We start from the raw sequence: 22,799 nt of genomic DNA, 5'->3' as shown, positions 1-22,799 counted from the left end.
GAGGAAATCGTCGTGACCATGGACGATCGTGACGGTCGTGACGCTGTGAGAGCGATCCGAGCCGATATCGCACTGATGGGCACAAGAACGTTCATCCGTTGGATGGAAGAAGACTTTGGCATCGAGTCAGCGGCGACAGCTTGGCAAGGCATACGTATGGCAATGGCGGGCACCGCCGACGAGGGCGAGGGAGAGGACCCTGTCTACATAAGACGGAGATGATTTGCGTCGCCCAGGAACTTCAAGGAAAGTGGTGGCATCTGCTACCTAATTCCGCGAAACAGGCCCAATCGGCACGCCTCGAACTCGAGATGACCGAAACCTCTCTTATGACAGACAAGAACGCGCGCGTGACGCGCTGCGCCAGATCAAGCAACGCAGCGTCCCGATTGCCATGGCCGATTTTGGCACAGGTAACCAAGGCGAAGGGGCTCAGCGCACCGCTGACCGGGAATGCCGGAACATTCCAGTGAACGTGATCCGCTTGTCTGTCATTGGGTCTCACCCTATCGTGCTGCCATGATAACCGATCCGCCACACGATGCCTTCTGGCACGCCCTAGAGCGATTTGCCGATGGCTATACGGAAGGCATGTTCGAGGGGCGACGATGGGGGGTGACCGTCAACCGCTCCGCCGATCGCAAACGCGTCTGGCTCTATGCCGAAGACCTGGCCGGATCCGACATGGTCAGTTTCAATCTCTATCGTCTGAATGACGCAGGGCTGACACTGAAGCCGTGCGAGATGTCATCCGACAAGGTCGTGATCTTCGTGCTCGGCTTTGTCACGGGACCATCGGCATCGACGGCAGCAGTCTCGTAGCGGATCGCGCCCTGAACCTGCCATTCGACCGGGAGCGACCTCTTCAGTTGCAGGAAGCGGCCCACCAGTCGGCATAGGGTGTGTTCTTGGCGAGCTTGCGATTGTAATCCGGCGCGCCATCCTCCCACCAGACGGGCCCTCGCTCTCCAAGGGCGATTTTGGCCTCATCGACCAGACTGCGCGCGGCAGTCGTTGCGTCCTTTTCCCCTTTGGCATCCCGAACGGCCCGACGGGCCGCCATCAGCTCGCCCAAAAGTTGCACGCGTCTTGTCTCCTCCAGACCCGGATTGCTTTTGCGCCAGAGCCTGCCCCGCACCACGAAATACCGACCATCCGGCGTGTCTGGATAGGCGCGCTCGTTTTTCGCCATTCAAAGGGGCGCCGGCAACAGGTCTGCGGTTTGGCCGGGATGCCCGCCCAGTCCGCCGACTGCCGTGTATCGCGGCAGGACCGTCATTCTCTCTTCCGGAAGCGGTCGCTGGAGTTTCTTGGCCTCTTTCCAGTCTGCCGTCATCCAAATCTCGCATTCTTCTCGTGTCGTCAAAAGCACGGGCATGGCTTTGGGATGGATCGGTTTGACGATATCGTTGGGGTCGGTCGTCAGAAACGCAAAGATGTCGTGCTCGCCTTCGCGCGGCGCTTTGATCGGACCACGGGCACCGGTCCATCGCGTATGAATGCCTGCAAGGGCGAACACCGGCTGGGCCTCGTTCACGGCGAACCAACGCAAGCACTTCCTGCCCGTTTCCGGATCGGCGAGCTGTTCATATTCGCTGAACGCGGTTGCAAGAACAAGACAACGGTTTTCAACGCCAAGCCACTGCTGCCAATGCGGGATCCATGTCTTGCGAACATTGGTCACCCCCTTGTCCGGCTTGCCGCCAAGGTGGACGTCCGGGGTTGGCATGCCCCAGACTGACATGACCAGCTCCCGTTTGCCGTCGGGATCGACACGGATGATCGGGCCGGGACGGTCTGGGTGGACGTTGAGGGACGGAGGCAAATTGCCCTCGCGATATCGGGTGACATCGATAAAATCGCGGATGGCTTGCTGGTTGCTCGTCAGATTGTACAGATTGCACATTATGCTACCCCGGTGTCATCCTGAAGATAGTCCAAGAGTTATGTTCGGCAACCAAGGATGAACAAGCGCGATCCTCTCGTTTTGCCGTCAGCAGATAGGCCCTCCCGTGCTGAGCTTAAATGTCCTTGAGCCGTTTTGGTTCGGCGAGGTTCAATCGGCTCGCTTCCAGATCTTTCTCGGCACTACGGTTTCCATTGACCAATCCGACGGTCATTCCGCTCATCACAGCCGCCCCGCATAGGCAGTGAAATTGCTGGGTCGCCGTTCGCATCCCGTCAAGAGCGTTCGGCCGAAGGCGGATCCGTACTCCTACTTAGGGGTTTGGTCAGGCTTCGGCAGCGAGTTCGCATAATGCGCAGCTTCTCCCGAATAGGGAAAATCGTCACCAACTTGACGGTTGCCGTCATAAATTTTGAAGGACGGTCCGGCGACCTCAACGATCTTATAGCCGTTCACATATTCGATTTCTGGCGTTTTCCAACCCACGGCAAACTCTCCTGACTGGGCACGCTGATCTCCGCAAATCAAGAGGAGCTTGAAGCAGCGTCCACACGCCGCGTTAGGCCCAGCGGGCGTGCACGCCACGACCACAACCTAGGCGCTGTCGCGCTCATTGACAACATCCGCTGGGCAGTGGATTTGCCCCCCTGCCGCCTGGCCGGTCGAACGTATTTCGGACGAACATTCCAGGGGAGGCCGGCGGTCACCTCGAATGGTCTCGAGCAGTTGTGCGAGATGCCATCCACGCTCTGCCTGGCTGGCGACGTGACGATTGAGCGTCTGATCTAGCAACCGGACCGGGACCGCAGTTGCGGTCTATTCCGCCTGCTCCTTGGCTTTGATGCGTTTTGCCATGCGCGCGATCGTCGAACTCGAACAGTGGGTCTTGTGGCGGATGCTTTCCCAACTCTTGCCACCCCGAAGCATCGCCATGATTTCCTCGTTCCTGCGAGTGTTTTCGGGCCTGCCAGGGTATCGTCCTGCAGTCTTTGCATTCACAATGCCCTGCTGCTGCCGCAACCGCCTATGTTCATGCCTCGTGCGGGCGGTCGTGGCCAGAGCATCCAGAACAGTGCTGTTGATAGCGTGGACTACCAGTCCGTGCATTTCGTCCCGCTCTGTCGACACCATCTTCCAAGAGGTCGGCAGGTCGACAGACACGATCAGCACGTCACGGGCGGTAATCTCGGCACGCAAACGATCCCATACCCCCATGTTTAAGCGCGTAAGACTATCGATTTCGCCGATAAGAAGAATGTCGCCCGGCTCGCAACCTGACAAAAGTCGGAAGAGCTCGGGCCGCTGATGTGACACCCCACTTCCATTCTCGATGGATGTGGATGCTATCTTCCATTTTTTTCGGGATGCAAATTCCGTCAGACGTTTGCAGGCGCGCTTTGCATCCTCATCCGTGGTGCTTGCTTGCAGATAGGCGTGAATGACCATGGGAAGCCGCTCGTGAAACTGTGTTGCGACTGGAAATACAGCTTTTCTCGCCTAAGTAAAAGGTGCTGATCAGCCCGTCCAAGCGTGAATGATGTCTATTCCTGAGGCTTTAAAAGCTCTGGTCTCGTGCTCGATGAAGCCAGATTATGAGCAACAGGTAGACATGGATTTTACACGCAAGGACAGCGCCAGATCCAGACACTGTTATCGATGTCCGGAAAGCATGAAAAGCCACTCTTAGGTGTCTAGCAGCACTTTCTTCTCTGAAATAAACTTCTCGATGTCAGACTTGCCTTTGACCGTCCAGAAAGATGCCTCGGCCTCGTAGTTGTAGCCCATAACTTCAGGGGGCATATCAAAGACTTTGAACGCCTCGTTATAGTCAGGCGCAAACGAGCAGGCGTAATAGGGAATGAGCTGATCGATATGATACGAAGGCTTCAGAAGCAGAGTGGACGTGAGGCTGCGAGCGATGGCCGAAGCCAGGCGGCGAGAGCCAGCGTCCGCGCTGTAGAAAACGGCAGATGCCAGCACTCGGTACCAAGGTCTCTTCTTCTGAGGGCGGAAAATAAAGCCACCGTCGCATAGTCTCGAGGAAGAGGTGAACATATCCCATGGAGACTTGTTCATCACCGCATCAACGTCTATCACCAGAAGCCTCTCAATTCCTCTATCAAGAATTAAGGGGGCAACCAAAAACCGAGCCGCTGTGTAGTAGACTTGGCGATGTTGCAGGCCTGCAGCCAGTTCGCAACGGTCTATCGTCACAGTCAGTCTGACCCATTTGAGGCTTGCCCGCAGCTTTTCCGCAGCCGCAATGACGCTTTTAGGGGGCTCGAGGAGATGGATATGAAGAGCCTGGCGTACGCCCAACCTTTCCATTGATCCAATTAAATCGACTGCGAATAAATTGAAGTAATTGCCGTCGCAGGCTGCAAGGATCACGTCCTTGCCCATCGCAGGGTCGGGTAGGTCGCCGTCCACGGCGTCACTGAATCTCGACAAGCTCCCAGCTCCATAATTCGGCAAGCGGAGCGCCTTCCTAACTATCCTGCGTGCTCTGAACTGAAAAATGGCACCATGACTTTTTTCCAATGAAGTAACCAATTGCCTCTGCCTTGCAAATATCGACCTATCTATTCATACGGGTAGGTAGTCCTAGCTTAGGAGAATGTCACCCCTCTCTTCGCAGATGTCAGCCTCAAACCTCGAAGACGGCACGTCGTTGGGGAGGTCAATGGCGCCTGTGCACCGGTGTCGTCATGTGCTTGCCGTTACCACTCGAGCGCCTTTGGGCTGCCATCCGTTCGCCCTTTTAGAATATCTCGAGTCTGTAGGCAGTGATCCATGCTCCAACCTGCTCACGGGCAAAACGGTAGGGCACGAAGTAAAAGTGCTTGTCGATATCGACATGATAATCGAGGCCAGCCCGGCTTATCTACCACTTAGCGAAGACATATCGTTCGACCGGAGCGGTCGCAGGACGGGATAGCCAAACTCTTCAAAGAACTGGCGTCTTGGCCGCCAAGGAGTGGTCCCGGGCATCATCGGTGCGTCCAAGTTATACGCGCCCTCGCTGAGTTCGACTCTTGGGCTTCCCAAAAGGCGATGAATCTGAATCTCTGGCACAAACTGGAGGTTTGCGATGGGAGCGGCGATTTCATTACGTGCAGATTTTGACGCGGAAGGTCTTCGGCGTCTGGCCCGCCAAAGCAAGCATGCGGCTCAAGCACGTCGTCTTTTGGCACTTGCCGCGATCTATGAGGGAGGCTCACGCTCGGATGCGGCGCGGCTGGGCAATGTGACGCTGCAGATCGTGCGCGATTGGGTCTTGCGGTTCAATGCCAATGGCCCCGAGGGGCTGATCGATGGCAAGGCTCCAGGACCCCGGTCACGGTTGAACGATGTTCAGCGGGCCGCACTGGCAAAGGCCATTGAGCGGGGTCCGACGCCCTATCTCGACGGGGTCGTGCGCTGGCGGCTGTGTGATCTGGCCCAATGGCTCTGGGAAGATTTTCGTGTCTCGGTGAGCCAACAGACGCTGAGCCGGGAGGTGCGTGCCCTTGGTTATCGCAAGCTGGCTGCGCGACCGAAACATCATGAGCAGGACCCTCAAGCCATTGAGGAGTTTAAAAAAACTTCCCCGCCGCAGTGGCAGAGATTGCGAGCGGAGTGGCACAAGGAAAACGAATAGAAATTTGGTACCAAGACGAGGCCCGGATAGGGCAAAAGAACAAGATCACCCGTCGCTGGGCAAAGCGAGGCTCAAGGCCGTTCGCGCCGCATGACCAGCGAACCCGCTCCGCCTACATCTTCGGTGCCATCTGCCCCAAGCTCGGCAAGGCCGCCGCTCTCGTCATGCCGTGGTGTGATACCCACGCAATGACCCAGCATCTGGCAGAAATATCCCGTCACATCGCCGATGGCGCACATGCCATCCTCATCATGGACCAGGCCGGTTGGCATATGTCCAACGCACTCGTTGTCCCCACCAACATCACTATTCTGCCGCTGCCGCCGAAATCGCCAGAGCTGAACCCGGTTGAAAATCTCTGGCTCTTCATGCGCGAGAACTGGCTTTCCAACCGCATCTTCAAATCCTACGACGATATCGTTGCCCATTGCTGCGACGCCTGGCGCAAACTCGAGAGCCAGCCTTGGCGGATCATGTCCATCGGACGCAGAGAATGGGCCGATGGGTTCTGATCAATGAGGACGCGTATTACACTACGCGAGCAAGTTTCCGTCTATAATGACATACAGACAAATGAAACGCCGACATCTGACGCTTATGCTTTAGTCTGCCGGCAAGACGCAAGGCTGGTCTCGGTTACCGACCGGATCAATCCGCGAGTCAAGGTGTTTGGCTGCAACTTCGTCGACGCCGCGGTTAGCAGCTTCCGCATTGTTGCCGAACTTCTTAAACCAGAAGCCGGTTAGAATTGGCACGACGATGGACGTCACGATAATGCAGATCGCAACAAGTGCAGTCGCGCTTGGCGCAGCCGGCGCAAATTGCGGCGCGACGGCAACGATTGCGATCGGGTTGGCTGCGGCAGCACCGGCAGTGGAAGAGGCAGCAAGGCCGGCGGTGCCGTTTCCACCCCCTAAATATCTATCTGCGAGGATAAGCGGGATCCCGGTTAGGACAATGACGGCGAGCGCGAGAGCGATACCGAGTCCAGCTAGTGGCGACAGCAGGGTGTGCAAATCAATGGTGTTGCCCAGAGTAAAGGCAAAAAACGGAATCATCAAGACGCTGCCCGGCGCAAACAGCACCCTGAGCTTTGCATCCAGATTGCCCAAAGCGAAACCGACGACAAACGGCAAGATGGCACCGATAAATATCTGCGGCTCAAAGTGTGCGACGCCGGATGCACCGAGAATGATCATGCTCATGAGCGGTCCGGATTCGATGGACGTCAAGACGAAGGCTCCTGCTTCTTCCTTGGTACCGTAGGTCTGCATCAACGAGGCATAAAGACCGCCATTGGTCATATCCATGGCGCAAACAATGGCAAGCACGGACAGTCCCGCAAATATGCCGCTCTGAATACCCCCGGGGGGAAGAATCAGGGATGCGATGAAGGTGACGATCGCCGCGGCAACGAATTTGGTCAGCACGATCGTGCCCGACTTGCGCAAGACCGTTCCGGTCGAGCTTAATTTGATCGATGCCCCCATGCAGAAAAACCAGACCGCCAGAATCGGGATGACACCGGTCATGATGCCTTGCGTAAAGCCCTTGAAATAGCCGGCTGCCTCGGGCGCAAAGGTTTTGCATACCGCGCCCAGCAGCAGGGGTACGAGCATCAGACCGCCGGGTATGCGGTCAACCGCGTCTTTGATCTTCATTTCATCTCCTCCCAGCAGGCGCTGCTCGCCCCGGCCCGATTTTAGTAGCGCGACCTGTCGCGCAGTCTCCTCCCGCGCGATCCGAGTCAATTCGGTAGTACACTACTTTTTCAAGCGCCTCTACCAGTCAGTGAGATCCAACCAGGTGCGAAGACCATCATTGCATCAAATTCGATCTGAGGTTCGGCGGTTGCAGAATTTTTTCTTTCGGATTCAGCATTATAACGCATCTGTCCCAAGTCTTTGAGCGCTCGCGATTGTCGTCACTTTGCCCTCGTCAAGTTCAAGTGTGGCGTATTGGTGGTTTTGGCCACGATGAACGAGAAAAAACGTCGAGGCTCTGGCCGCAAAGTGGAAGCGCCGATCGCGCAAGAAAAGCTGAACCTGCGGTCCTCGGCGAATGCTTCCAATTTCGGTGAACCCTTCATCGATCTACGGTAGCGCGGCGAGCCTCTATACCGGCTCTCCCACGACGGGTGCCTCTTCCGAGATCTTCTTTTTCGGCCTTGGGGCCCCCCGACACCAAGTCGAGCTGTGCTTTGGAAAGTCCAAGTAAGCTACTATACGTTAGAGGTCGACGGTCAGAAAAATGTAGACGCGGCCTGGTTCTATGCGGAACCAAAACCGGCCGGGAAGGAGATCAAACCGCGTGGACTTTTGGAAAAGTGGGAAGATCGGAGCCTGATTCACTTTTCGTCACGACCAAGATCGTCCCTATTGCTCAAGAGTAGGGTAGGGGAAGCGACACAGCTCGCATCCAAAAGCCTGTCTAGCTGAGACCAAATCGGGGAAAATTTACGCTGCGACGCGCAACGTCATCCATTCCATGAGGCTATCGATCGCCATCGGCCTGGCGAATAAATAGCCTTGAAATGTATCGCACCCGATGCCGCGCAGGATGTCAAGCTGGCGAGTGTCTTCGACACCTTCCGCGATACATAGCATCTTCATCGATCGGCATAGCGCAACGACCGCCGCCAGTATTTCGCATCCCGACTCGCTCGCTGTCCCAATCACAAAGCTTCGGTCGATCTTCACCTTATCGATCGGCAGCCTGTGAAGATAGCTCAGGCTGGATTGACCCGTACCGAAGTCGTCGAGCGCGATTTTGATGCCGAGGCCGCGAAGAAGGCGGATTGATTGCTCTGCAGCATCGAAGTCACGCATGACGGCGGTTTCCGTCAGTTCCATGGTGATGCGGGAGGGTTCAGCGCCAGCTTCGAGGATCAATGCGATGATGCCAACCACGGTCTCCGAGGAAGTGAGGTCATGGGCAGACAGGTTGAACGATAACGTTATTCCGGCGGGAAGCCGTGTGAGATGCGCGAGCGCCTTGCGCAGGAGTGTCAAGGTTAGCCGGTGGATGATGCCCGCCCGCTCGGCAAGTGGGATGAAGATATCAGGGGGGATACGGCCAAGGGTGGGACTGGTCCACCTGGCAAGCGCCTCCACGGCCCTCATCTCGAAATTCGGCCCACTGACGATTGGCTGAAGGTTGATCTCCATTTCGGTCTCGAGATCAGCGGCCTGCAGTGCCGCTTCCACGGCGCGTTCCGACCGAATGAGCCGCTCGTGCTCGCTTGAATATAGCACGGCAAAGCCGCGTCGCTCGCTCTTCGCTCTGTAGAGTGCATAATCAGCCCGGTCGTAAAGTGTCATGGCGCTCACGACCTCGGACGTCGATGTAGAAAGACCACAAGATGCTCCGATAGAGATTGCGATATCACCAAGCTTGAAAGGCCTCAACAGAGCTGCGCACGTCTGGTTCGCAAATACCGTCGCTGCTTCGCCGTCCATTTCAAGGAGGAAGGCAAATTCATCGCCTCCAAGACGTGCGACCATTGCTTCAGATCCGAAAGCCACGCGAAGTCGCTCTCCGGCGGCCTCAAGCAATTGGTCTCCGACAATGTGGCCATAGGTGTCATTGACCGCTTTAAAGCGGTCAAGATCAATAATTCCCACGCATATTTTGCCGCCCCTTTTAGCATCTAGTCCGATACGGCCCGACACCTCTGAGAAGAACAGCCGACGGTTTGGAAGTCGAGTAAGAGGATCCGTATGCGCGAGAACCGTCACCTCACGGTTTAACCGTTGCGTCTCGGCCTCCGAGCGGACCAGTCGAACGAAGCCGCGATGACTGTTAAGTAGGACGCGGATCATCACGATGGTCACAAGTAAGATATTCAGGGCGATGGCGATGTACACCGCATCGCCAAGCGAAAAATAGTAAATGAGATAGGGAATAGTCACGATGGCAGTCACGGCCAGAGCTGCCTGGGGAAGGTGGATCAGGCAAAAGATACATCCAATGACAGTAATTGCGATAAAGATCGCAACGTGTGCCTGTTGGTGGTCACCCCCGTAGCTGCCCAATCCCAGAGACCAGGAGATGTAGACCGAGGCCATCACACCGCCAAGGACTGTGGTCCTTCTGAGCGTCTGGATTGCTTCGGCCCCATTTATAGGCGCATCAGGCTTTTTCAGCCAAGCAATAAGGCGCAGAATGCTGGCGGATACCAGAACCAGCGGAATCCATACGGTCATCCAGGCAGGGGCAACGTCAAGATGAGTGTAGGCGACCGCAACTGCGTTCAAGCTTAGCAAAGCATAAAGCAGAGGAATTTGGCCCTGGAGCTCGCGGCATTGGGCGATCGCCAGCTCGGGCTGCTCCTCGCGCAAGGTGAGCCAACGAAATAATCGCAAATAGCTAAGCATGACATCCTCATTTTTTAGATGAAGATGGCAGCTTCGCGTAAAATCATTCCTAATATACTGATGATAATTACAAGAACAACAGGTTTGGAGAGCAATTCATGCGGTATGCAGCTTGTGTGTATGTGGCCGCAATGAGCGAGCAAAGTTGCAGGTGGCACATACCAAGCTCAGCGATTCCAACGCGTTTGTCGTCCCGGCCTATATCGTGCAACAGTACGAAATGCCGTTCGATGCGCACGCTAGGTCAAGGAATTCTGTGCATTTAAGCGCTAAAAGTTCTTGAACATCAAACATGGAAAACCGCTGCCATCGCCAATTTTGCAGGTGTCTTCCGCATCTCTACGCTGTGTCCTTCCTATTGGAGCGGAAGAGCGGGCTCTATATCCAAAACTCCGATCTATCTGACACAGAATTAAACGCGCCTCCGTGTTTTTAGACAACCTCGTTTGGCCGAAAAAGCGACCAAGGACAACGGCGTTCATCTGATACCAAAAATAGTTGCTCGCCGTCGGGTACAAACGCTGAAAAGGCGTTCTTATCGTCACCGAAAATTAGGCAATGTCTTGTATTTGTCAAATTGTTGCGTCTGGAGAAGAATAATGAACCTCGCCCGTGTCATAGCCTGTGTGACTTTAACGTTCATCTGGTTTTCCAGCGCAAACGCAGGATCCCTTCCAGAGGCAAAGAACGAGACGATCCTGACCATCTCCGGAAACATCGAAAACACAAATGCCGGGCTGGATGCTCAATTCGACCGCGATATGCTTGAAACGCTGGGCCTAGAAACTGTCGAAACGTCAACGCCTTGGTATGATGGCAAAGTTCGCTTCGAAGGAGTGTCACTCCAAAAGCTGATGACCCTTGTCGGCGCCAAAGGATCGACTGTAACTGCAATCGCACTTAATGACTATAGCTGCGTAATTCCGCTCGAAGACTTTAAAAAATATCATGTCATTCTCGCCCTGAAACGAGATGGAAAATACATGGCGATTCGAGACAAGGGGCCATTGTTTATCGTGTATCCCTACGACAGTGATTCTCAGCTGCAAAACCAGCTTTATTACACACGGTCGGCCTGGCAGGTCGCCAAGCTTAGAGTCGAATAGAGATTAAGCGTGAGATGGATCCTGGGAGCCGTCATCTGCGGCCTGATAGTAGCAACGTGCTACATCGCCACCATTATCGCTGCGCAGCAAACAGGTTTGCAAAAATTTACCCGGTACAACGATTCTTGGACCGTCAATCAAGCGTCTGTCGAGTATTTGAGGCTCGAACGCAGTCTGGCTGCTTATGCTTTAGATATGACAGATGCAAATAGAGCAGACGCCCGCCTCCGCCTCGAGATTGCGATTGGTCGTGTTCAGCTTCTGCAGCAGGGCAGTCTACGCGTTCTCATTGAAGGCGACCGACACAACAGAGCCGTGTTCGAGGCGTTCAGAGCAACGCTTCTGAGCTTGGATGAACGGTTGGAGCACCTGGACAGGGCAGGTGTGCAAGCTGCTCTTCAGTCGATGGGCAGGCTCGATTCGCCTTTGATGGGCCTTGGCGTTGCGGCAACCGAGTATGGCGCAACCCTTCTTAACGACGCGCAGGCACAAATGCGTCATCTTTATTTCATTCATATCGGACTTGCGTCAGGACTTATTCTATGTGGCGTCGTGCTGGTGATCTTTCTGCTTCGTCAAAACCGGCTGCTCGGTCGCGCCCACACCCGCACGGAGCGATTGGCAACCGATCTTCGCCAGGCAACGGAAGAACTGCAAAATCAGAACCTTCGTCTTGAACACGATGCTCATCACGATGCACTCACCGGTCTTCCCAATCGCGTCCTGCTCAGACAAGACCTGGAGCTACGGCGGGCAACAGCGCATACCGAAGTATCTTCTATTCTTCTTCTTGATCTCGATGGGTTCAAGGATGTCAACGATACGCTCGGGCACGATATGGGTGACGTGCTCCTCCAGGCTGTCGCGGCGAGGTTAAACCGTCTGAGCCATGGCGGCGATACAGCTTGCCGTCTGGGTGGGGATGAGTTTGCCGTCTTGTCCACAGGCTTGACCCGGGAAAAGGCATTTGATCTCGCCAACATCATAATCACAAAGATCGCCGAACCGTATCAGATCGATCAACTGCGAATCAAAATCAATACATGTATCGGTATTGCTTTTTCGGATGATGTGTCGACGACAGAGGAACTGTTGAAGCAAGCAGATCTCGCCCTCTATGAAGCCAAGGCGCTCGGAGCGGGGCATGCATGCCTATTCGATCCTCAGATGCAAGTACGCTTGCAGGAGACGAAATCCTTTGAGATCGACTTGTCACGGGCTCTGGAACAGGGCGAGATGGAGGTCTACTATCAGCCCCAGGTCATAATGGCGACCCGCGACATTTGCGGCTATGAGGCGCTGCTGCGATGGAAACACCCGACACGCGGCTTCGTCTCGCCCACGCTATTCATTCCGGTCGCTGAGAGGATCGGTTTAATCCACGAACTGGGGGCGTGGGTTCTCGAGACAGCTTGTGTTGAAGCTGCGGCGTGGGGACGCCTCTCCAAGATTTCCGTCAACCTTTCTCCGGTTCAGTTTCGTGGGGTGAACCTCATCCAAAAGCTTGCGGCCACCCTCGACCAGACTGGGCTTTCCCCCGACCGGCTGGAATTGGAAATCACAGAATCTGTGATGCTTGACAAAAATGAACAGACGCTTGAAACGCTACGGCAAATAAAGGCGCTCGGGATCCACATCGCAATGGACGATTTCGGTACCGGTTATTCGTCGCTTGGTAGCCTCAGCAGCTTTCCCTTCGACAAGATGAAAATCGATCGATCTTTCGTCCGCGACGTTACGACATCGCCGAGTGCTTTGACGATCGTTGAACTAGCGATAGGGGTAGGCCGCAGCCTGAGCATGACCACAATCGTGGAAGGCATTGAAACGGAGGAACAATTCGAGTTGCTGAGGCGGCTTGGATGTGAACAGGCCCAAGGCTACCTGACTGGACGGCCCATGCCTGCTTCGGAACTTGCGTACCTGCACTCCGATCACGTAGAAGGGCAAAGATTGGTAGGCAAGGCTTTATAGTGGAATTGGGAGTGTGCCGGCATGGAGCTATTGACCATACATGGAATTGACGTGCCGCTGGCACCCTGCGAGGTTTCTCCTGTCATATGGTTGGCGCTTACCAGCGGCAGTTATGAAGCAAAAGAAGCACGGGCGGTTTTCAGGGCTGTTAAACCGGGAGACCGGGTACTTGAACTTGGGTCAGGCATTGGCATCATCACGTCGATCATCGCGAAAATCGAAGGGGTATCGGTGTGGGCGTTTGAAGCCAACCCAACCACTGCACTGCTGGCACAACGGGTCATAAGGGCTAACGGTCTCGACAATGTCATCTTTTCGCAGGGGCTTCTCACAAACGGAGAACCAAAAACCTGCAGGTTTTACGTACGCAAGGACCTTTGGATGTCATCTATGGATGAAAACCAAGGGGCCTACGAACACGAAATAGAGCTTACATCTGCCAACATTGACACATTCATCATGCGCAATCGTATCAACGCCCTCGTTATGGACATAGAAGGAGCAGAACGGGATCTCCTACAGAACGCCGAGCTGCCAGGGATCGAACGCATCTTCTTGGAACTTCATGACCATCTATACGGGTTGTCCGGTATCCGCGACATTACGCATGCGCTGGCGCTCAAGGGCTATGCCTATGATCCAAGGGGTTCGCAGGGTCATTGTGTCCTGTTTTCAACAGACGATAGTCCACGCCAGTATGACCCTGAGATTTGAAATCAGTGAACAAAAGCAAGATGGCCAAGCCACATAGGCCGGCCTTCGCTATAGCCAACCAATAGACTTTACGCTGTATTAACTACGCCGTTGGAAGCAGATGATATTGTCCGGTTGTATCTCCCGCCATTAGCATTTCGTACATTCGACATCCCACATATGAGATTGGTATGTTTCGGGGGTGTTGTGAATGTTCAGGGTATTGACGTGTCTTTCGGGTGAACACGATCTTCGTCTGGTGGTGTCGGCCGGGGTTTTGTGCTTCCTGTCGAGCTATGTCGCGATGATGTTGCTCCAGAGAGCGCAGAAAACCGGCGGTATTGCCCGAGGAATCTGGTTGGCGACTGCTGGCGTCGCCGGTGGTTTTGGCATCTGGTCGACGCATTTTATTGCCATGCTCGCCTATGATCCCGGCGTCGTCGTCGGCTACGAGGCCTACCGCACTTTCCTATCCCTACTGATCGCCGTCGCGACGACTGGAGCCAGCGTCGCCACAGCGACCTACTTGCGCAGTCGTGCCGGTTTTCTGGCTGGAGGCAGCCTTTTTGCGCTCGGTGTCGGCGCAATGCACTTCCTCGGGATGTCGGCGATTGAATTCCCCGGCAAGATCACGTGGGACCGTGACCTCATCGCCGCCTCGCTGCTCTTAGGGTGCCTATTTTCGATGGCCGGCTTCTCCGTCGCCTACCAATGCGGAAATAGCCTTAGAAGCAAGCTGCTCTCGGCAAGCATGCTGACGCTTGGCGTCGTTAGCCTGCATTTCACTGCAATGGGCGGGGTCAATATCGTACCGGCCGCAGTGCAGCTGGATCGTTTCAATCTTCTGTCGCCGATCGTGATGATTGTGACGATCGCCAGTGTCTCACTTTCACTTTTGGCATCCGGCCTTGCAGCAGCTCTTTTTGCTGTTCGTGCGGAGAACGCCGCATCTGCGAGCAACGCGAACTTCAAGATGCTGATTGAGGGCGTTACCGATTACGCTATCTACATGCTCGGTCTTCAGGGTCATGTCAGCAGCTGGAACGCTGGCGCCGAACGCGCCAGCGGATATACCGCCGCGGAGATCGTCGGCAAGCATTTTGCAATTTTCTATTCACAGAAGGATCGGCACAACGGGATCCCGGCGACCGCGCTGGACATCGCAAGAACCAGAGACAAATTCGAGGGAGAGTATTGGTACTATCGCAAGGACGGCACGTGTTTCTGGGCACATGTTGTCATCAATCCAATTTTTGCGGACAATGGCGAACTGGCTGGTTATGCCAAGATTATCAGGGACAAGACTATCCACAAGGCCGACGCAGATCGCCTTGCCGCGGTTATGAGAAACCTTGATGTCGCCCTGCAAAATATGTCCCAGGGAATTTGCCTATTCGATGCGAATGAGTGCCTGGTACTGGCCAATGAGCGCTATAGCGAGATATTCGGCTTCCCTCCCGGTTTTATCGTCCCGGGCCTTCGCTATCGCGACATCGTCGAGCGTGGCTATTCCCTGACCGATGCTTCGCCTGACGTCTACGGTCCGAAAGCGTCGCACCATTACGACCGACATATGGCCGTCGTACGGGGTGGCGAGCACGGCGCCATAATCCATAGACTTTCGAGCGGCACCTCGGTGCAGGCAAATTACAATACTATGGAGAGCGGCGCTTGGGTCGTCACATTCGAGGACATCACTGCGCGGCTATTGTCCGAAGAAAAGATCTCTTTCATGGCCAGCCATGACGGCCTGACCGGTCTGGCCAATCGTGCAGAATTCAACGCATCTCTCGCGCAGGAGCTTGTTCTTGCCCGTCGAACCGCGGCCCAGCTTGCGGTCATCGTTATCGATCTCGACAAGTTCAAGGAAATCAATGACCAGCATGGACATGCGACAGGCGATCAGGTTCTGAGCGTGCTTGCCGACCGCATGACTGCAATGCTCGACGACGACGAATTTGTTGCTCGTTTCGGAGGCGACGAATTTGCAGCGGTCAAGCGCTTTACTGAGATGGTCGAACTGCATGACTTTCTCGCTCGGCTGGAAGCCTGCCTGTGCGCCGAGATCCACGTCGAAGGTTTTGAGATCAAGCCCGGTGCGAGCATGGGGATCGCGCTTTATCCACAGGATGCTGACAGCGCTGAGTTGTTGCTTGGTAATGCCGATCTGGCGATGTACAGGGCGAAAGGCGCTTTGAGGCAGTCGGTCTGCTTCTACGAAACGGCAATGGATGAGGCGGCGCGCGGCCGCCGCGCACTGGCAAATGATCTATGGGCGGCCGTTGAGAAGAAACAGTTCCACCTGCATTATCAAGTGCAGAAATCGGTCATGACAGGCGCCGTTACCGGTTACGAGGCCCTGTTGCGCTGGAACCATCCGGACCGAGGGAACGTGCCGCCGATGGACTTCATTGTTCTGGCTGAGGAGTGCGGTGCAATCCTTCCGATCGGCGAATGGGTGCTGCGCGAAGCTTGCCGTGAAGCGGCTCGTTGGCAGCAGCCGCACAAGATTGCTGTCAACCTCTCGCCGGTGCAACTGATGAATACCGATATCGCCGCACTGGTTCATACTGTTTTGCTCGACACGGGTCTGAACCCGGCACGCCTCGAACTTGAGATCACCGAAACCTCGATTATAACGGACAAGGATCGCGCGCTACACGCGCTTCGACAAATCAAGCAACTCGGTGTCTCAATCGCCATCGACGATTTCGGCACAGGCTATTCGTCGCTTGAAACCCTTCGGGCCTTTCCTTTCGATAAGATCAAGCTTGATCGCAGCTTTATGGACCAAGTGGAGACAAGTCCGCAGGCCAAGGCAATTGTTCGCGCCATTCTTGCCCTAGGTCAGAGCCTCGAAGTACCTGTCCTTGCGGAAGGCGTAGAGACGCGAGTCCAGCTCGACATTCTTTTGTCGGAGGGATGCAACGAAGCACAGGGCTACTTCCTTGGCCGACCAAAGCCAATGCACGAGGACGCGGACGCCGATCAGACAATAACGCCCGAAATGGCGGCCTAGGTTACAAGATGATCGAGGCTGCATTCCTTTGCGCCTCATGAAGCGTCACAACGCGCAGTCCTGAAAGAACTTTGGGGATAATGACCCCCATCCTGCCTCGCGAAGACGGGTTAGTGACATCGATTGACGCAAAACACCAGCTCCAACCAGCGCGTTCGGCGGGCCCATTGTCAGACTTGCTTCCGGTCCCCCAGCTCAGTGTTCCACCTCACCGAAAAGGCGCGCCCCGTCGTCTGTGACAATTCCGACCGTTTCCTGCAGTGCAATCGTGGCGCTCCAGTCGGGTTCGCGCTCATTGAGCAAGTTCAAAACCAAATGACGATCGAGCGGTTCAAGCGTCAATTTGAAAATTGATGTCTCCGGCCAAGGCTCTTCTAAAGAGCCACTTTCGCACAAATCGCGCCGATGTTGACCTGCCTCTTGAAACGCCTTGTCCAGCGTGTCGCAGTACGCGAGGAGCGTAGTATTTGAGGGGCTAATTGGAAATGCCCACACAACCATAGGTTCAGGCACGGCAGATATCCTTTCGGGCGCGAAGCACTCTCAATGCTTGTATCTATAGAACGGATATGGCAATTAGACCAAGAGGAGAAGATAAGCGTCCACTACTTTGCAATCGCCTGTCCTCGCGACCAGAAATGGTTGTATATCCTCTATAAGTAGCCTAGACTAACTGGCGGCGCGAACGGTTTTACTGGAGGCATGAGCGCCGGCAACTATGCAATGATAGCCGGGGCTGCCTCTGACGGCAACCCGCAGCATTTGGTCAAGGGTGTGGTTAAAGCATGTATCAAAGTAGACGCCCCTGGCACGAGCTAGCTGAGCACCGCTAGCACCTGTTGAAATCACCCACCACTTTTTGAGGCAGCCTAAGTAGTGCGGCCGTCTGCGCAAGAAGGCAGTCTCGCGCGACGAGCGGTGGTCGGTGGTGAGATTCCAAGGTTGCCCGCGCGAATTGTGCGACGAGACTTGCGATATGGCGGGTGTTGGGAGAATTCCAGCGTTTCGGCCGCGATGCGTCATAATCGGGCTTCAGGTCCACTCGATACAAAACTAGCTGGCTCGTCCCTTTTTCCTGACATGGGTGAGCAAATCTCGTGCGTGGGCGAGGGGTCCACTGCCGATATGCGTGAAAATGCTTTTGCGTTGCTCAGTTCGACGGGGTCATGTCTGCTTGCTGCATCACACACTAAGTGGCTGGCAGCGCCTAAACGCATGGCACTGCCATTTCAAGGCGCATGATCCAACCTCATCAGGGCGACTAACGAGAGCGTGCCCAGTTTTATATCCGCAGTCAGGTAGCTGGAGACTTCGCGCTCGCTGTTGGTAACTAGGGCAGGTGCAGCCTTCATCTTCTCGGCTATATCGTTCGCCAGTCCTGCTCGTTGACCGCTGTCGATCGCGGTTCTGACCTATTCGTGTGGCGTGGATGGCGAGCAGCCAATCTTGATAACGAAAGATGAAACGGCAGCCCAGCCGGATGGATGCTCGGCTTCGTGGTCGAACACCATCCCACCGGCCCTAGCGCCGACTTCGGATAATTTTGTTTGTTGTCAACTCTTGCGGCAAGTAGCGATCTGAAGTTGACCTGATTGAAATTTTTATTTGACGACATATTTTAATCCACGCAAACGTAGGAGCTGACATGGCCGTAGGGCTTGAAACCAACGCCCTGACGGGCGTGGCCGGATTGGACGATGTACTTTCAGGAGGACTTTCACGCGATCATGTGTTTCTGCTGGAAGGAAATCCCGGCACAGGCAAGACGACAATCGCACTGCAATTTCTTCTCGAAGGCGCCAAACTTGGAGAAAAGTGTCTCTACATCACACTCTCCGAAACGGATTCAGAGCTGCGGGCGAGCGCCGCCTCGCACGGGATGGTTATAGATGATACCATTGAGCTCTTCGAGCTCGTCCCGCCGGAAAGCCTGCTCGATCCGGATCAGCAGCAGAGCCTTTTGTATTCTTCGGATCTCGAACTCGGTGAAACGACTAAGCTAATCTTTGACGCTTTCGAGCGCATCAAGCCGAGCAGAGTTGTCCTTGATAGCCTTTCCGAAATCAGGCTTCTGGCGCAGAGTTCGCTTCGCTATCGTCGTCAGATCCTGGCTCTCAAGCATTTCTTTGCCCGGCAGGGTGCAACGGTGCTGCTGCTCGATGACATGACGACCGAGATGATGGATAAAACTGTCCACAGTGTGGTCCACGGGGTCATCCACCTCGAGGAACTAGCTCCAGATTATGGCTCCGAGCGCCGGCGGCTGCGGATCATCAAATACCGCGGACGGGCATTCCGCGGCGGATATCATGACCTCGCCATCAAGACAGGTGGAGTAGAGGTGTTTCCGCGACTGCGTGCCGCCGAGCATCGAACTGATTTCGCCCGTAATATTTTGCCGACCGGCAATGCCGAGTTTGACAGCCTGCTTGGGGGCGGGATCGAACGCGGATCGAGCACGCTCCTCATTGGTCCTGCCGGCACCGGAAAGAGCACGTTTACCTTCGAGTTCGTCAAGGCCGCCGTCGCCCGTGGTGAAAAGGCTGCAGTTTTCATCTTCGACGAGGAGCTTGGGCTACTTTTTGCACGCATGAAAGCGATGGGCTTGGATCTCGAGGGGTTGAGCGATCAAGGCTTTGTTCACATAGAGCAGCTGGACGCCGCTGAGCTGTCGCCGGGGGAGTTTACTCGTCGGGTTATGGACCGGGTCACAGAAGCCAATGCAAAGACTGTGATTATCGACAGCATCAACGGCTACCAGTCTGCGATGCCCGATGAAAATGCCCTCATCCTTCATTTGCACGAGCTTCTGCAGTACTTGAACAGACAGGGAGCCAATACGTTCATCACGGTTGCCCAGCACGGACTTTTCGGCGACATGAAATCTCCGGTGGATGTCACCTATCTGGCCGATACCGTCATACTGTTGCGTTATTTCGAGGCTGCCGGGCGCGTCCGCCGCGCGGTCTCCGTGATCAAGAAACGGGCCGGTAGGCATGAGGACACGATCCGTGAATATCGGATCGACGATACAGGTCTGAGCCTCGGTGCGCCGCTCTCCGGGTTCCAGGGTGTGTTGCGCGGCGTGCCAGTCCTCACCGATGTTTCCGAGCCTCTCATGGTCATGACCACCGGAGGGCTGGGCAATTCCTGATCGTTTTGCAGACGCGATCATACTTGCCCCTGGCGGGCGGGATGCAGATGTGGCCTCTTCGCTCCTTTCTGCCGCAAAGATTGTGTGCCGGTCGGCTGGAGACCTTCATTCGTTCGTTGCAGCCCTTGGCGACCACGTTGCCTTTGGAGTGCTGACAGAGGAGACCGTACGATCAAGCGACTTGAAGCCGCTCGCCAGCTGGATCGCAGGCCAGCCGAGCTGGTCGGACATGCCGTTCATAGTGTTGACGCAGAGAGGCGGCGGTCCGGAAAAAAATCCGGCTGCGGCGCGGCTTTCGGAAATTCTCGGCAATGTAACCTTTCTGGAAAGGCCGTTTCACGCCACCACCTTTATCAGCGTGGCGCGCACTGCCATGAAGGGCCGGCAAAGGCAATACGAAGCGCGTGCGCGCCTCTACGACCTTGCAGATGGCGAACGACGTTTGCAGGCCGCGCTCGAAGCAGGGCGGTTGGGCTCTTGGGAACTGGAACTCAAGGCAAACCGGCTCATGACTTCTGCATTATTCCGCACAATTTTTGGACAGCCGAAAGACGGCGCGCTTTCTTACGAACAATTGCTGGCGACTATCCACGGGGACGACCTGCCGCGACTGAAACGTGCAATATCTCTGACAGTGGAGACTGGCAGGGATTGCGAGATCGACTTCCGCTGCATCTGGCCCGATGCCACCCAGCACTGGGTCGATGTGCGCGCGCAGCTTTACCGGGACCGGAACGGTGGCGCGCAAAAACTCGTAGGCATTGCGTCCGATATTACCGAACGCCGCGCGGCAGAGGATACGCTGAAGAGCGTCAACGATCTGCTGGAAGAGCGCGTATCTCTGCGAACAGCCGAGTTGAAAGCAGCCAATGCGGGGTTGATCGAAGAGGTGGCCCAACGGGAGAGGGCGGAAGAGCAACTCAGGCAGGCTCAGAAGATGGAGGTCATCGGCCAGCTCACCGGCGGTGTCGCCCACGACTTCAACAACCTCTTGATGGCCGTGCTTGGAAACCTTGATCTCCTTCGCAAGCATTTCCAGCACGATCCGAAGGCATCTCGGCTGATTGACGGTGCTGTCCAGGCGCAAAGCGTGGCGCGGCGCTGACGCAACGCTTGCTTGCCTTTGCGCGGCGTCAGGATCTGAGCGCTGAACCGACGGACCTCGGCAAGCTGGTAACGGGAATGGAGGATCTGCTCAAGCGATCGGTCGGGACGACGATAGCAATCGAGGTCCTGTTGGAAGACAATCTGATGCCTGCAATGATTGATTCAAACCAGGTCGAACTCGCACTCCTCAATCTCGTAGTCAACGCGCGGGACGCGATGCCCTCCGGCGGAGTAATCAAGGTCCGCGTTCGCGGCGAAGAAATACGGGGAGTTTCCAAGGATCTGACGTCAGGACGCTACCTCGTTCTATCGGTGGAAGACAGCGGAACCGGAATGAGCGAACAGACGCTGATGAAGGCAGTCGACCCGTTTTTTTCTACTAAGGAACTCGGGAAGGGAACTGGCCTCGGCTTGTCGATGGTCCACGGTCTGGCTCTTCAGCTGAAGGGAAGCCTGCGTCTCACCAGTGCTGTCGGTCACGGAACTATTGCGGAGCTGTGGCTCCCCGAGACTTTCCGACCGATATCCGTCGATGACGCTGTCGAGCCGGTTGGCATTGGCGTTACTCGGGCTGTCCGTATCCTGATGGTGGACGACGATGCTCTTATCGCTATGGCCTCAGTGGACATGCTTGAAGATCTCGGTCACGAAGTCGTGGAAGCAAATTCTGGTGCGGATGCCCTGAAGTGTCTGGAATCGGGCAACGCGTTCGACCTGGTAATCACCGATTATTCTATGCCTGGCATGACCGGTGCAGAGCTGGCCAAGGCGGTACGAGAAAAGGTGCCGGGGATGCCGATCCTGATAGCGACTGGATACGCCGATCTCCCAGCTGGTAGCGGGATAGATCTTCCGCGCCTCGGCAAGCCTTACACTCAGGCACAGCTCGCGGCGGAAATCGGAAAGGCCTTGCATCGCGGCTGACCGACGCTGTAGCGAGACATTAAGCCGTTTACAAAAATGACCCTATCAACGTGAGGAATACAAGCGTCGATCATGGGTATCGGCATCGGGATGGCTCGTCGATTTACAGCATGTGAGCGTAACAGGCGGATAGGGAAACAGCGGCACTGGACGATTTTTACCTGTTGCACCGCAGGCCATCCATTAACAGACCGATCAGTCGATGGGACCGATCACGCCAATCAGGTGCGTCGGGGATGGAGTAAATGCTTGAGAGAGCATGCAAAAGGTCCGTCGTGTCAATATCACTGCGCACCGCCCGCGATTGGGCTGCGCTCTTCAAGAGATCGTCTAATGCAGATCTCAGAACACCAGAGCCTTCGGCAAACAGCGCCGAGTTCGAGGTCATCAATATCCGCAAGCTGTTAGCCATGCCGCGTTTTGTAGCGATATAGCCCACGAACCTGCGCATCCATTCCTCAAGCGCCGCATCGGGTGCATGGGTTTCTGCCAAGCCGCCGGCAGCAGCAGCCAACATTTCCAATTCGCGTCGGTAAACAACCTCCACCAAGTGCTCACGGGTCGGAAAATGTCGATACAGTGTACCGATCCCAACGCTGGCCCGGCGAGCGATATCCTCAAGTGAGGTCTCGACACCATTCTCGGCGAACGCCTCCGCTGCAACCTCGATCAGCCGCTCCTTGTTCCGGCGCGCGTCTGCCCGCAACGGAGGTTCTCTGGTGGGCTCTTTTTTTGGCTCGGCCGAGGCCAAAGGCTACTCCATCATTTTGCACTTGACGATGACCAGGAAGTCCCTAGATTAAACGGAGGCGCCTCCATTTTACGCGTATCTTCCACTTGTAATGCACGCCGGCCTGTCTGTCAGGTCGAAAGTTCTATCGATTGCTTCACCACGACGAC

General features: G+C 55.5%; 17 protein-coding genes and 3 pseudogenes. 9 read left to right on the top strand and 11 right to left on the bottom strand.

Annotated elements, in window-relative coordinates; all coding sequences use genetic code 11:
- The first annotated feature begins 519 nt into the window (after nucleotides 1–519).
- Nucleotides 520–822 carry a hypothetical protein gene (locus J5289_RS20910; protein WP_209207373.1) on the top strand — a complete coding sequence of 101 codons (303 nt, stop codon included), beginning with the start codon at nucleotides 520–522 and terminating at the stop codon, nucleotides 820–822.
- Between the two features lie 43 nt (nucleotides 823–865).
- Here J5289_RS20910 and J5289_RS20905 read toward each other — a convergent pair whose 3' ends face one another.
- From J5289_RS20905 to J5289_RS20880, 6 genes and pseudogenes are all read right to left on the bottom strand, one after another.
- Nucleotides 866–1,192, bottom strand: coding sequence for a hypothetical protein (locus J5289_RS20905; protein WP_209207374.1), 327 nt, complete (start codon nucleotides 1,190–1,192; stop codon nucleotides 866–868).
- Nucleotides 1,193–1,906: an SOS response-associated peptidase gene (locus J5289_RS20900; RefSeq protein ID WP_209207375.1), complete on the bottom strand. Its 714-nt coding sequence runs from the start codon at nucleotides 1,904–1,906 to the stop codon at nucleotides 1,193–1,195.
- A 309-nt stretch (nucleotides 1,907–2,215) separates the two neighbouring features.
- Nucleotides 2,216–2,392, bottom strand: a complete 177-nt coding sequence (locus J5289_RS20895; protein WP_209207376.1) for a hypothetical protein — start codon at nucleotides 2,390–2,392, stop codon at nucleotides 2,216–2,218.
- Between the two features lie 330 nt (nucleotides 2,393–2,722).
- Nucleotides 2,723–3,352 carry a recombinase family protein gene (locus J5289_RS20890; RefSeq protein ID WP_209207377.1) on the bottom strand — a complete coding sequence of 210 codons (630 nt, stop codon included), beginning with the start codon at nucleotides 3,350–3,352 and terminating at the stop codon, nucleotides 2,723–2,725.
- Between the two features lie 237 nt (nucleotides 3,353–3,589).
- Entirely contained in the window at nucleotides 3,590–4,357 is a 768-nt protein-coding gene (locus tag J5289_RS20885) for a hypothetical protein (protein WP_247750737.1), read from the bottom strand.
- Between the two features lie 241 nt (nucleotides 4,358–4,598).
- A pseudogene (locus J5289_RS20880) lies at nucleotides 4,599–4,876 on the bottom strand (IS21 family transposase); the annotation flags it as partial.
- Nucleotides 4,877–4,997: 121 nt separating this feature from the next.
- Between J5289_RS20880 and J5289_RS20875 the strand changes: the two are divergent.
- A protein-coding gene (locus J5289_RS20875) for an IS630 family transposase (protein ID WP_374108560.1) occupies nucleotides 4,998–6,058 on the top strand; the annotation gives its coding sequence in 2 pieces (ribosomal slippage) (nucleotides 4,998–5,525 and nucleotides 5,528–6,058; 1,059 coding nt in all).
- Nucleotides 6,059–6,148: 90 nt separating this feature from the next.
- Here J5289_RS20875 and J5289_RS20870 read toward each other — a convergent pair.
- Nucleotides 6,149–7,207, bottom strand: coding sequence for a 2-keto-3-deoxygluconate permease (locus J5289_RS20870; protein WP_209207382.1), 1,059 nt, complete (start codon nucleotides 7,205–7,207; stop codon nucleotides 6,149–6,151).
- A gap of 534 nt (nucleotides 7,208–7,741) precedes the next feature.
- Between J5289_RS20870 and J5289_RS29410 the strand changes: the two genes are divergently transcribed.
- Complete coding sequence (locus J5289_RS29410; protein WP_257625514.1) at nucleotides 7,742–7,984, top strand: DUF427 domain-containing protein; 243 nt, start codon at nucleotides 7,742–7,744, stop codon at nucleotides 7,982–7,984.
- An 18-nt stretch (nucleotides 7,985–8,002) separates the two neighbouring features.
- On the opposite strand, the gene J5289_RS20860 is transcribed toward J5289_RS29410, so the two are convergent.
- A complete protein-coding gene (locus tag J5289_RS20860; protein WP_209207383.1) occupies nucleotides 8,003–9,922 on the bottom strand; it encodes a bifunctional diguanylate cyclase/phosphodiesterase in 1,920 nt (639 codons plus the stop codon).
- A gap of 599 nt (nucleotides 9,923–10,521) precedes the next feature.
- Here J5289_RS20860 and J5289_RS20855 point away from each other — a divergent pair.
- The 4 genes from J5289_RS20855 (at nucleotide 10,522) to J5289_RS20840 (ending at nucleotide 16,714) form a co-directional block, all read left to right on the top strand.
- A complete protein-coding gene (locus tag J5289_RS20855) occupies nucleotides 10,522–11,028 on the top strand; it encodes an oxidoreductase (protein WP_142831047.1) in 507 nt (168 codons plus the stop codon).
- A gap of 9 nt (nucleotides 11,029–11,037) precedes the next feature.
- Nucleotides 11,038–13,002: a bifunctional diguanylate cyclase/phosphodiesterase gene (locus J5289_RS20850; protein ID WP_209207384.1), complete on the top strand. Its 1,965-nt coding sequence runs from the start codon at nucleotides 11,038–11,040 to the stop codon at nucleotides 13,000–13,002.
- A 21-nt stretch (nucleotides 13,003–13,023) separates the two neighbouring features.
- Entirely contained in the window at nucleotides 13,024–13,716 is a 693-nt protein-coding gene (locus tag J5289_RS20845; RefSeq protein WP_142831049.1) for an FkbM family methyltransferase, read from the top strand.
- Between the two features lie 190 nt (nucleotides 13,717–13,906).
- Nucleotides 13,907–16,714: an EAL domain-containing protein gene (locus J5289_RS20840; protein ID WP_209207385.1), complete on the top strand. Its 2,808-nt coding sequence runs from the start codon at nucleotides 13,907–13,909 to the stop codon at nucleotides 16,712–16,714.
- A gap of 195 nt (nucleotides 16,715–16,909) precedes the next feature.
- On the opposite strand, the gene J5289_RS20835 is transcribed toward J5289_RS20840, so the two are convergent.
- Both J5289_RS20835 and J5289_RS29405 read right to left on the bottom strand, forming a co-directional pair.
- Nucleotides 16,910–17,227, bottom strand: coding sequence for a hypothetical protein (locus tag J5289_RS20835; protein ID WP_209207386.1), 318 nt, complete (start codon nucleotides 17,225–17,227; stop codon nucleotides 16,910–16,912).
- An 830-nt stretch (nucleotides 17,228–18,057) separates the two neighbouring features.
- Nucleotides 18,058–18,225: pseudogene (locus J5289_RS29405) on the bottom strand (IS3 family transposase); the annotation flags it as partial.
- A 134-nt stretch (nucleotides 18,226–18,359) separates the two neighbouring features.
- Here J5289_RS29405 and J5289_RS20830 point away from each other — a divergent pair.
- Both J5289_RS20830 and J5289_RS20825 read left to right on the top strand, forming a co-directional pair.
- Nucleotides 18,360–19,868 (top strand): ATPase domain-containing protein, encoded by a 1,509-nt coding sequence (locus J5289_RS20830; protein ID WP_209207387.1) that lies wholly within the window; start codon nucleotides 18,360–18,362, stop codon nucleotides 19,866–19,868.
- Nucleotides 19,861–21,899: pseudogene (locus tag J5289_RS20825) on the top strand (ATP-binding protein). The gene J5289_RS20830 and the pseudogene J5289_RS20825 overlap by 8 nt, the downstream one beginning before the upstream one ends.
- Nucleotides 21,900–22,056: 157 nt before the next feature.
- Here J5289_RS20825 and J5289_RS20820 read toward each other — a convergent pair.
- Nucleotides 22,057–22,650, bottom strand: a complete 594-nt coding sequence (locus J5289_RS20820) for a TetR/AcrR family transcriptional regulator (protein WP_209207388.1) — start codon at nucleotides 22,648–22,650, stop codon at nucleotides 22,057–22,059.
- Between the last annotated feature and the right edge of the window lie 149 nt (nucleotides 22,651–22,799).

The sequence above is a fragment of the Rhizobium sp. B230/85 genome (genome assembly GCF_019355735.1).
Lineage (GTDB): Bacteria > Pseudomonadota > Alphaproteobacteria > Rhizobiales > Rhizobiaceae > Rhizobium > Rhizobium rhododendri.
The sequence above is the reverse complement of the archived record's forward strand: the minus strand, read 5'-3'. Positions and strand labels throughout refer to the sequence as shown.

Bases quoted from the DNA above. Each gene is read 5' to 3' on its own strand.
- J5289_RS20910 (WP_209207373.1), top strand. From the start codon at position 520: ATGATAACCGATCCGCCACACGATGCCTTCTGGCACGCCCTAGAGCGA.
- J5289_RS20905 (WP_209207374.1), bottom strand. From the start codon at position 1,192: ATGGCGAAAAACGAGCGCGCCTATCCAGACACGCCGGATGGTCGGTAT.
- J5289_RS20900 (WP_209207375.1), bottom strand. From the start codon at position 1,906: ATGTGCAATCTGTACAATCTGACGAGCAACCAGCAAGCCATCCGCGAT.
- J5289_RS20890 (WP_209207377.1), bottom strand. From the start codon at position 3,352: ATGGTCATTCACGCCTATCTGCAAGCAAGCACCACGGATGAGGATGCA.
- J5289_RS20870 (WP_209207382.1), bottom strand. From the start codon at position 7,207: ATGAAGATCAAAGACGCGGTTGACCGCATACCCGGCGGTCTGATGCTC.
- J5289_RS20860 (WP_209207383.1), bottom strand. From the start codon at position 9,922: ATGCTTAGCTATTTGCGATTATTTCGTTGGCTCACCTTGCGCGAGGAG.
- J5289_RS20855 (WP_142831047.1), top strand. From the start codon at position 10,522: ATGAACCTCGCCCGTGTCATAGCCTGTGTGACTTTAACGTTCATCTGG.
- J5289_RS20845 (WP_142831049.1), top strand. From the start codon at position 13,024: ATGGAGCTATTGACCATACATGGAATTGACGTGCCGCTGGCACCCTGC.
- J5289_RS20840 (WP_209207385.1), top strand. From the start codon at position 13,907: ATGTTCAGGGTATTGACGTGTCTTTCGGGTGAACACGATCTTCGTCTG.
- J5289_RS20830 (WP_209207387.1), top strand. From the start codon at position 18,360: ATGGCCGTAGGGCTTGAAACCAACGCCCTGACGGGCGTGGCCGGATTG.